The sequence below is a fragment of the Mucilaginibacter sp. McL0603 genome (assembly GCF_049992945.1).
Classification (GTDB): Bacteria; Bacteroidota; Bacteroidia; order Sphingobacteriales; family Sphingobacteriaceae; genus Mucilaginibacter.
In genome coordinates this window covers 1,713,705-1,726,215 of record NZ_CP188251.1, presented here as the reverse complement: position 1 = coordinate 1,726,215, position 12,511 = coordinate 1,713,705, and the positions used below count along the sequence as shown (strand labels likewise).

The 12,511-nt window shown below is 41.4% G+C and carries 11 protein-coding genes; 6 read left to right on the top strand and 5 right to left on the bottom strand.

What is annotated here, in order from left to right; genetic code table 11:
- The first annotated feature begins 93 nt into the window (after window positions 1-93).
- Genes ACPPVU_RS07985 through ACPPVU_RS07960 form a run of 6 tightly spaced genes read left to right on the top strand, consistent with a single transcriptional unit; the run spans window position 94 to window position 6,011 of the window.
- Entirely contained in the window at window positions 94-846 is a 753-nt protein-coding gene (locus ACPPVU_RS07985; protein WP_426671161.1) for a class I SAM-dependent methyltransferase, read from the top strand.
- A complete protein-coding gene (locus ACPPVU_RS07980; RefSeq protein ID WP_426671160.1) occupies window positions 833-1,981 on the top strand; it encodes an amidohydrolase family protein in 1,149 nt (382 codons plus the stop codon). The genes ACPPVU_RS07985 and ACPPVU_RS07980 overlap by 14 nt, the downstream gene beginning before the upstream one ends.
- 22 nt (window positions 1,982-2,003) lie before the next feature.
- Complete coding sequence (locus ACPPVU_RS07975; RefSeq protein ID WP_426671159.1) at window positions 2,004-3,014, top strand: polysaccharide deacetylase family protein; 1,011 nt, start codon at window positions 2,004-2,006, stop codon at window positions 3,012-3,014.
- On the top strand, window positions 3,007-3,957 hold the full coding sequence (locus tag ACPPVU_RS07970) for a hypothetical protein (RefSeq protein ID WP_426671158.1): 951 nt from the start codon (window positions 3,007-3,009) through the stop codon (window positions 3,955-3,957). Before ACPPVU_RS07975 ends, ACPPVU_RS07970 begins: the two co-directional genes overlap by 8 nt.
- Before the next feature lie 24 nt (window positions 3,958-3,981).
- Window positions 3,982-4,899 (top strand): hypothetical protein, encoded by a 918-nt coding sequence (locus ACPPVU_RS07965; RefSeq protein WP_426671157.1) that lies wholly within the window; start codon window positions 3,982-3,984, stop codon window positions 4,897-4,899.
- A gap of 14 nt (window positions 4,900-4,913) precedes the next feature.
- Window positions 4,914-6,011, top strand: a complete 1,098-nt coding sequence (locus tag ACPPVU_RS07960; RefSeq protein WP_426671156.1) for a glycosyltransferase family 4 protein — start codon at window positions 4,914-4,916, stop codon at window positions 6,009-6,011.
- 114 nt (window positions 6,012-6,125) lie between these two features.
- Here the strand turns inward: ACPPVU_RS07960 and ACPPVU_RS07955 are convergent, their stop codons facing one another.
- The 5 genes from ACPPVU_RS07955 to ACPPVU_RS07935 all read right to left on the bottom strand — a co-directional run bounded on the left by ACPPVU_RS07955 (window position 6,126) and on the right by ACPPVU_RS07935 (window position 12,476).
- The gene (locus ACPPVU_RS07955) at window positions 6,126-7,181 is read right to left on the bottom strand and encodes a glycosyltransferase family 1 protein (protein WP_426671155.1); all 1,056 of its coding nucleotides are present in this window, start codon (window positions 7,179-7,181) and stop codon (window positions 6,126-6,128) included.
- A complete protein-coding gene (locus ACPPVU_RS07950) occupies window positions 7,174-8,832 on the bottom strand; it encodes an ATP-binding cassette domain-containing protein (protein WP_426671154.1) in 1,659 nt (552 codons plus the stop codon). The genes ACPPVU_RS07955 and ACPPVU_RS07950 overlap by 8 nt, the downstream gene beginning before the upstream one ends.
- Window positions 8,833-9,050: 218 nt before the next feature.
- The gene (locus tag ACPPVU_RS07945) at window positions 9,051-9,818 is read right to left on the bottom strand and encodes an SDR family NAD(P)-dependent oxidoreductase (protein WP_426671153.1); all 768 of its coding nucleotides are present in this window, start codon (window positions 9,816-9,818) and stop codon (window positions 9,051-9,053) included.
- A 9-nt stretch (window positions 9,819-9,827) separates the two neighbouring features.
- The gene (locus ACPPVU_RS07940) at window positions 9,828-11,543 is read right to left on the bottom strand and encodes an IlvD/Edd family dehydratase (protein ID WP_426671152.1); all 1,716 of its coding nucleotides are present in this window, start codon (window positions 11,541-11,543) and stop codon (window positions 9,828-9,830) included.
- 159 nt (window positions 11,544-11,702) lie between these two features.
- The gene (locus tag ACPPVU_RS07935) at window positions 11,703-12,476 is read right to left on the bottom strand and encodes an SDR family oxidoreductase (RefSeq protein ID WP_426671151.1); all 774 of its coding nucleotides are present in this window, start codon (window positions 12,474-12,476) and stop codon (window positions 11,703-11,705) included.
- Window positions 12,477-12,511 lie beyond the last annotated feature (35 nt).

Here is a 12,511-nt window from a genome sequence, read left to right as displayed (position 1 = left end):
ATACAGCGCGGTTGCCTGTGGTATGAAATAAAAACTTAGGTGTGGCAACCATTACTTAAAGCAGCGCGTAATTGAAGTAAACACCCGTAAACAGTGATACCTACAGTAAAAAACTATATAAAAAGACATTTTTTCAGACAAGAAGTAACAGAGAAAAACTCGGCAGAAGCGTATGACCTATGGTCTGAAAATTATGACAGCCAGCCGGGTAACCTGATGCTTGATCTGGACGAAATTTTGTTTCCGAAACTGCTCAATAAAGCAATCATCCAAAATAAAGCTGTTGCAGATATTGGTTGTGGCACCGGGCGGCACTGGTCTAAAATTTCAGAATTGAAGCCTTTAAGTTTGACCGGATTTGATGTATCCGAAGGCATGTTGAGCAAACTTGGGGAAAAATTCCCGGACGCACATACTTATCAAATAAAGGACGATCAGCTGTCCAATATTAATAATGCTTCTTTTAATACTATCCTATCTACGCTTACCATTGCACATATTGAAAATCTTGAACAGGCTTTAGGTGCCTGGTGCAGGATACTCAAGCCCGATGCAGATATTATTATAACTGATTTCCACCCCCAATTATTAGCTTTTGGCGGCAAACGGACTTTCACACATAATAATGAGCATTTAGCAGTAAAGAATTTTGTCCATCCAATTTTTACTATCAAAAGCATCCTGAATGAAAACGGTTTCAGACTGATGGATGAAAAAGAAGTAAGGATAGACGAATCCGTGAAACACTATTATACAGAGCAAAACGCTCTAAAAGTTTATGAGCGTTTTAAGGGTTTCCTGGTTATTTATGGCATTCATCTAAGGCGTGGCAATGGTCCTGAATAATTTAAGGATAGCTTTAACAGACCAACAGGTCAGCATCAGGGTAAATGAGGGTAAGATAGCACAGATCTTGCCTGCACATTTTCATGATAAAAACGACCAACATGAACTAAATTTTGATAATGCGATCGTTTTTCCCGGACTGATCAATTCACACGATCATCTTGATTTTAATCTATTCCCGTCCCTGGGCGACAGGACTTATAACAATTACACCGAATGGGGTCGGCACATCCACAAAAACTATAAGGATAAAATAAATGAGGTATTAAAAGTACCCGAAGCATTAAGGGAACAGTGGGGCGTATATAAGAACCTGCTTTGCGGTGTTACAACAGTGGTTAACCATGGAAAAAAGATAAAAAACCCGCCCGATATAATCACTGTATACCAGGATTGCCAGTCTATCCACTCAGTTCAGTTTGAAAAAAAGTGGAGGCTCGCCCTTAATCGTCCTTTCAGGAAACAAATCCCCGTGGTTATTCATAGTGGCGAGGGAACGGATGAAGCATCCTTTAAAGAGATCAGCACCTTAGCCAAATGGAACTTATTCAAAAGGCCGCTTATTGCCGTACACGGCGTTGCGATGAATGAGACGCAGGCTAAGGATTTTAAAGCTTTGGTCTGGTGCCCGGAGTCCAACTATTTTTTGCTGGATAGAACTGCTCCGGTGAACCGTCTTAAGAAGTATATTACAGTGCTTTTCGGTACCGATTCAACACTGACAGGGAATTGGGACCTATGGGATCACGTCAGCCTGGCCAGAAAGACTAAGTTTCTCACAGATAAAGAGTTGTATGATACCCTAACTGTTAATGCGGCCAATACCTGGCAACTGAATAGCGGAGAAATTGCTGAAGGCAGAGATGCCGACCTGGTGATCGCAAAATCAAAACACGGTTTAGAAGGTGCCGATGCATTTTTCTCAATTAACCCTGAAGATATATTATTGGTAATGCACAAAGGCAACATCAGCCTGTTTGACGAAGAATTGTATCCCCAATTAAAGGAACTAAACCTTATAGGTTATAGTAAAGTTTTTATAGACGGCACTTATAAATATGTTAGAGGGAATCTATCTTTATTGATGCAAAACATAAAGCGGCATTACCCGAAGGCCGAGTTTCCGGTTCTCTGATTTTAATTACTTATACTGAATAATGTCTATATCGAAAAGAATCCGTTCAAAAATATATCGCGAAACCAGGCAATTTGGCAGGGATGTTAACCATTTGCTAGGGCTTGATGAACATTTTTTGAGAAATGCAAGGGGAAATAGGATATTGATCTATCATGGAATCTGTTTAAAAGACCATACCCGTTATAACCCGATTTTTTTAAAACTAAAAACCTTTGAGCAGCATTTGCAGTTTTACAAAAGATACTTTAATGTGATGTCATTGGATGATTTTTATAACGGTAATTTTAGTGCGGATAAATTCAACATTGGTATCACTTTTGATGATGGATTCGCAAATAATTATAGGTATGTATTACCTTTATTAAATAAATATCAATTACCGGCTACTTTTTTTATAACTTCGATAAGAGAAGCAGGTTACGATATTTTATGGAATGACTTTTTAGGACTCGTGAGTAAGCATGGGCCTGCAAAAATTTTATACAAAAACGAAGAATTTTTTAAGGACCGATATAACAAATATATATCCACCCAAAACGACACGAGCATGGCAGATATGCTCAGAGCGTGTGATTTTGATGCTAAAGAAGAGATGATGAGACTATTGTATCCAATGGTTCGTTGTGTTAAAGACAGACCCGGTGATGAAGATTATTGGCTGCAAATGAGCAAGGAGCAGATCAGGGAACTATCGTTATCCCCGTTCGCCAGCATTGGTTCTCATGGTTACTACCATAACGACCTGGCGCAGATCAATATAAATGACACGGCTGATGAACTGATACGTTCTAAAAAATATCTTGAAGATATAATTGGCCGCTCTGTCAATAGTTTTGCCTTCCCCTATGGTTCATATACCCCCGATGTAGTTGATGCAGCTAAAAATGCAGGTTACAAGCAGTTGCTATGTATGGACTTTCATTATGCAGACGATTACTCAGATCCGTTGATGAAAGAACGATTCACCGTTAACCCGTTCATCAACACCATTAACCAAATGCATGCTACTATAAGTCGAAGCTATGAATGAGATTATTCAAAAAAATGGATATTACATTGAACGGCTGAGCAAAACAAATCTTTGCAGCGTTGAGAAATTATACCATGCCCTTTACGGCCGCAACAATCCTCCCGGTTATTTTACAAAAAAATATGATACCGCTTACACGGGTGTCGAATATGTAGGATACATTGCTTTTAATGAACAAAAAAATCCCATCGCTTATTATGGGGTTATTCCCTGCTTCATCAGGCATGACGAAACTTTGTATTTAGCGGCTCAGTCGGCCGATACTATGACCCATCCTAAATACCAGTTCAAGGGTCTGTTTGTGCAGTTGGCCAATCTTACTTTTGATCTTTGTCAGGAAGAAGGTATCAGCATTATTTTCGGTTTTCCTAATCAAAACTCACTGCACGGCTTTTTGGTACGGTTGAAATGGCAAATGACCGAAACACTGGATTATTACAATATACCAACCGGTATGTTCTCAATAGAAGGTATCTCCAGAAAAGTCCCATTCCTGAGAAAGTCATATGAAAAATACCAGCACTATATCCTGAAAGATTATTTAGTGCCCAGGCAAGGGATAGAAAATTCCTCATTTAAAGATGGATTTGCAGGTATAAACCGGAATGCCCATTACCTGAACTATAAAACCTATCATGATACTTATGTGATCAAAATAGGTGACGCCACATTATGGGTAAAGATCAGGAACGGGCTTATTATTGGGGATATCAATTGCAGGGATGATGAATTTGATGAAATGATGGCTGAAGTAAAAAAGCTCGCCCTTAAGCTGGGCCTAAAGTATATTCAATTTCATACCAGTCATCAAACCAGGCTATCTGCCTTGTTTTCATCAAGATACGATGCTGTTCCTTCATTTCATGTACTGTTCAAAGATCTGGGCGCACATATCCCGCTGGATAAGATCAAATTTACTTATGCAGATGTGGACACTTTCTGATCATTAAATCAATATTACACTCCTATGCACTCATTGATCAAAAAAGTCTTTTTTAATAATGCTACGATCAAAACTTTCTACATCACCCGGCTTTCGGAAAGTGATATAAAAGAAAAAGTGGTTTTAAAGAATGGCAAACATAATATAGATATAAGCAGCAGGCATGGTATGATCTGCCTCGACCCATTTTGTATTGGGGTATGGTTGCCGGCGGCTGAGGCTGTTTCAATTAACTCCAGGGATGTAGAAATAGAATTTACCAAAGGGAAAAAACTAAACGCCACAATAGAGTTAAATCTTATTGAAAAAATAGCTACACCGCACGGCGAATTGCTGTTATACAAAATTGAAAAGGTAAAAAATTATCAGTTAAGTGCACTGCACCGATTGCTGCTTTTACGTTACCTGCTGAAATCTAAGAATAATACATATTATCATCGCAGGGTTGTCAGCGCATTGTATTCATATCCCCGGAGCATTATTATTGTATCTTACAGAGACGATAAATATTACAATGTATTCCCGATGGATATACACGCTTATCTTAAAGAAGAGGGAATGTACATACTTGGATTGCGAACAACCAATATCACCCTGGATAAAATACTGGAAGCAAAAAAGGTGGTTGTTTGTGATACCGACCACGTGGATATTAAAACAGTTTACGATTTGGGCAAACATTCAAGCACGGCGCCAACCCCAATAGAGGAGATGCCATTTGGCGTAAGTGAAAGTGAATTGTTTAATTTCTATGTTCCTGAATTTGTGGGGTCATATAAAGAGATAGAGATCATACAGCATAAAAAAATGGGCTACCATATGCTGTTGGTTGGCAAGATAGTTAACCATAAAGTGATCGATCAAAACGCATCTTCACTTTATCATGTGGGTTTCCTGGAATATCAGAAAAGTAATTATCCGAACATTGACGGGATATTTTAAATAGCAGGAACTAAATGGTATACGTGTTTGTTACTTATAATTCTTCATTGGAATTTGATTCGCCCGAAAGCTGGTTTAAAAGGACTGAGGGATATACAGGTGCATTATTCAGTCTGGCAAAGGATAATACCGTAATCAATATAAAACAGATCAATTATGAGGGTGATTGCCTGCATAAGGGCGTTCATTACTACTTCATAAATTTCAACAAAAAGAGAACCTTTTTCCCCCGGAAATTAAATCGGCTTGTCAAAAGTTTTAACCCCGATATTGTATTTTTACAGGGCTTACATACGCCTTTACAATTTCTCCAATTGGGCATCCAATTAAGCAAAAAAACAAAAGTAATTGCCCAGCATCATGCAGAGAAACCATTAACCGGTTTCAGAAAATACCTCCAAAAAATGGCCGACAAGTATATTAACGCTTACCTGTTTGCTTCGCATGACATGGGTTTGGAATGGGTAGAAAAAGGCAATATCACATCGGCTAAGAAGATACATGAAGTGATGGAAGTGTCGTCGATCTTCTCACCAATGGATAGAATAGCCGCCATTTCAAAAACGGGTGTTTCGGGCGACCCGGTTTTTTTATGGGTTGGACGATTGAATGATAATAAAGACCCGCTAACTGTGATCAAAGCCTTCCTGCGTTTTGCTGAGGTCAAACCCTCAGCGCGTATGTATATGATCTATCATACCGAAGAATTATTGACCGATATACAGCAATTGCTGAATGGATCGGCACTAAAAAATGCAGTGAAATTGGTAGGAAAAGTTCCGCACAGCGACCTGCAATATTGGTTTAACAGTGCTGATGTTATCCTGTCGGGTTCGCATTATGAAGGGAGTGGTACGGCAGTTTGTGAAGCCATGTCGTGCGGTTGTATGCCTGTGGTGACTGATATTTTTTCTTTCAGGATGATAACGGACAATGGCCGTTGCGGTTTGCTATATGAGCCCGGAAATGAGGATGCTTTATTCTTAGCATTGCTGCAAACACAGCAGATAGATGTAAAGGAAAGGCAAAAGGCTTCGCTGGAATACTTCAGGGAAAATCTTTCTTTTGAGGCTATTGCAAGAAGGATACAGAAAATTGCGGCGGGGTTTTAAATCCCTCTTTTCGCGCAGCAAAGAGAGGGTGGTCGATCCGACTTTAGGCGGAAAAGACCGGTCCGAAGGACTCCTTTGGAGGTGAGTCAAATATGCTACATGCTATCCAAGCTGTCAATCAAATAATTCCATTATCGATTTGCAGGTATCGTCAATCAAAAAGGGCGTTACCGGATTATTATCTGATGCCGGGTTCTCCAATAGCTCTTTTATCACATTCAACATACCGTCTTGTGAGTTTGTAAAATGCCAGTTTTTGATCTTACAATCCATTGGTCGCACAAAACTTACTACCTGTGCGCCGGCATAGAGGGCTTCAAGACAAACTACGCCAAAACCCTCGTAGGCTGAGGGGTGTGCAAATATTTTTGTCCGCTGCATCAATTCTAAAACTGATTGATGGGGCAGTTCTCCTGTAAATTGAACATTGTTTTCCAGCCTATGTTCTTTTACCATTTCATTTAATGACTCGCGTTCGGGGCCATCGCCACAAATAACTACTTTGATGCCGGGGAAATAAACATTGAGGATACCTACAATATTGATCAATACGGAAAATTGTTTTAAAGGGATAAGGGAACCCGCTGCCAGGATATCGATATCTCTTTCACCGGATGAACAGCTAAACAATTTAGCATCAATCCCTACAGGTATAACGCGGGCAGGCTTCACCGAATAATTTTTATTAATCTCCTTTGAAATAAAATCGGATAAAGCGATCAAAGAGCCTCCATCCGGTTTTATCCGCCTGAAATATTTATTTCCGGGCTTTGCATCTTGTCCCAGTATCCAGCAAAAATGTTTCAGGTTATTCTTTTTTGCAAAGGCATTGGCTACAAAAGCGCAATCGCTTATCCAGAAACTTAACAGACCAATTATTTGATATTGTTTATTCAACCGTTGCAGCGTTAACCAAATACGCACCCAGTTACGCAGACGAACCAGCTTACCTTTATTTCGTCCGCCAAATGAGATAACAGTAACACCGTTCCATTGATATTGAGAAGAATAAAAAGGATACTCAAATGCCAATACGATTACATTAAGATCAGGATAATTTTGCTTAAGATTTTTTACAAATACCTGCTGCGGTGGAATACAGGCTGTGTCAGCCTCATCTTTGGGGAAGCCGGGACTTAGTATGACCAATGTTTTACCTGCTTCAGTCATCCAGTGAAATAATTTTATTACAAAAAGATAATCCCGCTTTATTGTGCGTAATAAAGATGATCATTTTACCACGGCCGGCAAGCAATTGCAGGTGGCTTAAAATGTCATTTTCAGACGCCTCGTCCATTTCGCTAAAAGGCTCGTCTAGTATCAGCAGGTCAAAATCATGATACAATGCCCTTGCCAGCATGATCCTTTGCCGTTGCCCCCCGCTCAGGTTTTTACCATTTTCGGTGATGATCAGTTCTCTCCCTTCAGGATATTGATTCAGTATTATGTCCAGACCGCAAAAGCTGATAATTTCTGTCAATCTGCTATCATCATATCCTTCCTCCTGTAAAATGATATTATTCACTACGGTATCATGAATAAAAAAGGGCTGTTGTTTGATATAGGATATCCTGTTGCGGTAATCCTTTCGTTCAACGGCAGTCTTTACTTTATTATTGATACAGACGATCCCACCATCCTGCTCAATAAAACCAAGCAGGATGTGCATGAGTGTGGTCTTACCCCGACCGGAATTTGCCGAAACCCCAACAAAATCTCCCGGGTTAATCTCAAAATTGATGTTCTTTAAAACGGGTTTATTCTTGTATTTGAAGCAGATATTTTCAAAATTGATTGAACGGATGTAATCTGTGGATTTATCAATAGCTGTTGCCACTTCTTTATTTGCGAGCAGATCATCAAGGGTGAATTCATAAGTTTTCATTTGCCCGGCGCTGTTCAGGATCCTGACCATACCGGGAATGATCTTGTAAGCCGCAGCGACAAATACACCTATGGTTAGCAGGTCGACTACAGGTGTATGTGTAGCCCATTTATTGACAACAATCAGTATCAAAAATCCGAGGATAGCGAAAATCTCGATCAAACGTGACGGCAAATATTGCAGCGATTGTTGTTTACAAATTTGCTGGTTCATTTGCTGCTGCTGCTTGTGATAACGTTCTGCAAAAAAATCATCCTTACCATAAACGTTGCTTTCGATATAACCTGCTAATGCTTCATTTAAAGTTTTTAAGGTATCGGCATTTGTTTTTTTAATATGCTGACGAACATGCTTTAGTTGCCTTTTCAATAACCAACCCAATAAGATTACTGCAGGCATCAGTAATACAAACAAAAGAAGGAACAAAGTAGCATGATAAAAAAGTATAGCGGCAATGGTAAACATCACCAATACGCTTTGGGAAATAATCTGCTGAAAATTGGTCAGGATATAATGGCTGAATTCGATAGGTTGCTGATTGATCTTGCGGATATGGACAGAGGAATCAACCTGCACAAACTGAAAATAATCACTTTTAAAATATTGCCTGATACCCTGTTCAGATAATCGCGATGCTACTTTATAGATGAAACTATATCGTACTGATGAAATGACATAAGCCAATATATTTTTTATACCGAATAGTATAAAGAAGATCAAAATCAGCAGTACAGAATCTTTATTTGCCAATGACTGTGGCAGCCACGAGCTATATGGCAGTGAAGCACCCTTGATATAAAAGTTGACAACCAGTATGGTAAACGCAAGAAAAGCAATATCCAACCCACTAATGAGCACATCCAAAAAAATGAGCAAGAATAATCTTACCCGCTCTTTTTGATCCAGTATGTTTAAAATACCTGATAAAAATTGCACTAATACTGATTAATAGAGTGACAGGAAACAGCTTTTAAGCAGTACGGGTAAGGGAGAGGGATGGTTGCCTTGACACGATTTAGGGATTTATGGATTAGTCAGGATCACCTTCCCTGTATGATTGAAAAAAATCTTAGCAAATCTATAAAATCCTAAAATCGTGTCTTAATAACAGGCAATCAAATCCTGCTAAATCTATAAAATCCTAAAATCGTGTCTTAATAGGGCGACGGGCTCGTGGCTGTCCACCCGCCATCTACCACTAATGTTTGGCCGGTGATATGTCTTGATTGGGGTAAAACAAAGAATAACACTGAGTTGGCTATATCTTCAACCGTTGCGGCCCTGCCCATTGGTGTAATGCGCGACCATATTTGTTCATAATTATTATCCTGCAATGTACGCTCGGTTAATGTGGCGCCGGGGGCTACGGTATTAATAGAAATATTTAATTGGGATAGTTCGAGCACCAGGCTTTTTGCCAGCATTTCGAGGCCGGCTTTGGTCATGCCGTAGGCTGCCAGGTTCTTATGCGCCTGGTGACCTGTAACAGACGACATCAACAGAATACTGCCCCCACTGGTCTGCTTTTTCATTTGAATAGCTGCTTTTTGCGCGAGGAAAAAACTGCCGAAGAGGTTCAGGTTGATCACACTTTGCAGGTCTTCGGGTTGATAATCCAAAAACTCGCCATAAGAAGTGATACCTGCATTTGCAATAACAATGGTTAGAAATCCAAACTTACGGACAGCCTCGTCCACCATTTGCTGGATAAAATTAATATCCGCAGCATCACCAGCCAAAGGATGACATTTACCCCCCAGCATATTAATAACAGAAGCGGCCCTGTTTGCGAGTTGTTCGTCAATGTCGTTCAATAATACTGCTGCGCCGCTCATGGCCATTTGCCGGGCAATCTCGAAACCTATGCCCTGCCCTGCTCCTGTTATAATGGCAACCTGGTTGGTGAATCTGTCGTCTGTCATATACTAATCTTAATGCGAATCCTTATGTATCTCGCTGCCGCTGCCGCCTTTCAGAAAGTCGAGATCGGCACCCAAATGGGCTTGCTCCACATGCTGCTGGTAAAGATAAACATAACCGCGTTTGGCCATATCGTCCATCGGTTTCAACCGTCTTTTTCTTTCTGCGATCTCTTCGTCAGAAAGCAGCACTTTGAGGGATCTGTTTTTGTGATCGAGTTCAATGATATCACCATCTTCGATCACAGCAATAGTACCGCCTGCTGATGCTTCCGGGGACACATGCAGTACCACAGTGCCAAACCCCGTCCCGCTCATACGACCGTCCGAAATGCGGACCATATCCGTTACACCCTTATCCAATAGTTTTTTAGGAATAGACATATTGCCCACCTCCGGCATACCAGGGTAACCCTTCGGACCGACATTTTTAAGCACCATCACACAGTTCTCGTCAATATCCAGATCAGGGTCATCCACACGGGATTTATAATCATCAATATTTTCAAAAACCACCGCCCTGCCTGTATGCTGCATTAATGCCGTGCTCGCTGCTGATGGTTTCATTACAGCGCCATTCTCACATAAATTGCCCTTCAGTACGGTAATGCCTGCCAAAGGATTAAACGGTGCATCAACAGCGGCAATCACATCACGATTATAGCAGGTACTATTTTGGTAGTGATCAGATATCGGTTTGCCGGTTACTGTTAAAGCATCGCGATTTATTTTTTCATCCAGTTCCTTCATTACGGCTGGGATGCCGCCTGCATAGTACAAATCTTCCATAAAATATTTGCCTGACGGCTGCAGATTAGCCAGCAGGGGTATGCCTTTGGATGTGGTATCAAAATCATCAACAGTTAAATCGACACCGATGCGCCCGGCTATGGCCAGCAAGTGGATCAGAAAATTAGTAGAACCACCTATCGCCGCGTTGGTGATAATGGCATTTTCAAAAGCTTGTGGGGTAAGTACATCAGATAGTTTCAGGTCTTCTTTAACCATATCTACTATCCTCATACCTGACATGTGCGCCAAAACTTTTCTTCGCGAATCAGCTGCGGGAATAGCGGCGTTATCGGGTAAAGTCAAACCCAAAGCCTCGGCCATTACAGCCATGGTTGAGGCTGTGCCCATCACCGCACAATGCCCCCGGCTGCGCGACATGCAGGCTTCCGCAACGTTCATTTCCTCTTCCGACATCCTGCCTGCGCGCTGGGCTTCTGAGAAACGCCAAACATCCGATGTGGCAATATCATGCCCCTGGTATTTACCCGTGAGCATTGCCCCGCCTGAAACTACGATGGTTGGAATATTGACACTGCATGCACCCATAATCAACGCCGGGGTAGTTTTATCGCAACCGCAAAGCAGAACAACGCCATCCAGAGGATTGGCGCGAATAGATTCTTCCACATCCATGCTCACCAAATTGCGGTATAGCATCGCAGTAGGTTTGATCAATGTTTCGCCTAATGACATCACCGGGAACTCTACCGGAAAACCACCAGCCTCATAAATTCCATGTTTAACCGACTCCGCCAGTTCACGAAAATGTGCATTGCAGGGTGTTAGTTCCGACCATGTGTTACAGATACCGATAACAGGCTTCCCCTTAAACTCATGCGCCGGGATACCCTGATTCTTCATCCATGATCGGTAGATAAAACCATCCTTGCCCGTGCGGCCAAACCATTCGCTGCTGCGCAGCTTTTTATCTTTCATTGTAATTTATTCGATTATGAAGTAAAGTTAAGCTAATCTGAAATCTCATTTTGCAAATATCTCTCAAGTGGCTGTCACCCTGAGCTCGTCGAAGGGCGTGCGGTGAGGCCTTCCCACCATACTTCGACGGGGCTCAGTATGACACCCGTTTTGGATTATTTAACTTATCGCCCTATCCAAATGCGTATAGCCACCATCTACGTGGATCAATTGTCCGGTGGTGTGGCTTGATCTTTCTGATAGTAAGAACGCGGCCATGTTTGCAATCTCTTCGGCGGTGGTCATGCGTTGTTCTAATGGTATTTTAGAGATGATGGATTTAAGCTTTTCATCCGGGTTGGGTAAAGTTTTTATCCAGTTCTCATATAAGGGCGTCCAGCATTCTGCTACGATAATGGCGTTTACCCTGATGCCATAAGGCAGCAACTCAACTGCCCATTCACGCGTCAAAGCATTGCGTCCACCATTTGATGCGGCATAGGCCGAGGTATTCCCCTGCCCTGTTTCGGCAGTTTTTGAGCCGATATTTACGATGACGCCTTTGCTCTTTTTAAGCTCCGGTAGGGCGTGATGTGCCAAAAGGTAATAATGCACCAAATTTTTATGCAGCGATGCGATGAATTGCTCGTAACTGCCTTTTTCTAAACCCACGCCATCATTTACACCGGCATTATTTACAAGGCCGTCTATCCGGCCATATTTTTTGATAACCGCTTTAATGGCGCTTTCGCATTGGGCAGGGTCAGTCAGCTCTGCCACTACCTGTGATGTTTTACCGCTAAGGTCATTAACTACCTTTAAATTATCTTCCTCACTTCGGCCTATAATCACCGGAATAGCTCCTTCGGCAGCCAGTACTCTTACAATGCCTTCGCCTATGCCTTTAGCACCACCGCTTACAATGATTACTTTACCCTTCAGATTTAAATCCATTTGTTTGCCCCAAATATTGTTCCGTACCTACGGCA

Bases quoted from the DNA above. Each gene is read 5' to 3' on its own strand.
- ACPPVU_RS07980 (WP_426671160.1), top strand. From the start codon at position 833: ATGGTCCTGAATAATTTAAGGATAGCTTTAACAGACCAACAGGTCAGC.
- ACPPVU_RS07975 (WP_426671159.1), top strand. From the start codon at position 2,004: ATGTCTATATCGAAAAGAATCCGTTCAAAAATATATCGCGAAACCAGG.
- ACPPVU_RS07970 (WP_426671158.1), top strand. From the start codon at position 3,007: ATGAATGAGATTATTCAAAAAAATGGATATTACATTGAACGGCTGAGC.
- ACPPVU_RS07965 (WP_426671157.1), top strand. From the start codon at position 3,982: ATGCACTCATTGATCAAAAAAGTCTTTTTTAATAATGCTACGATCAAA.
- ACPPVU_RS07960 (WP_426671156.1), top strand. From the start codon at position 4,914: ATGGTATACGTGTTTGTTACTTATAATTCTTCATTGGAATTTGATTCG.
- ACPPVU_RS07955 (WP_426671155.1), bottom strand. From the start codon at position 7,181: ATGACTGAAGCAGGTAAAACATTGGTCATACTAAGTCCCGGCTTCCCC.
- ACPPVU_RS07945 (WP_426671153.1), bottom strand. From the start codon at position 9,818: ATGACAGACGACAGATTCACCAACCAGGTTGCCATTATAACAGGAGCA.
- ACPPVU_RS07940 (WP_426671152.1), bottom strand. From the start codon at position 11,543: ATGAAAGATAAAAAGCTGCGCAGCAGCGAATGGTTTGGCCGCACGGGC.
- ACPPVU_RS07935 (WP_426671151.1), bottom strand. From the start codon at position 12,476: ATGGATTTAAATCTGAAGGGTAAAGTAATCATTGTAAGCGGTGGTGCT.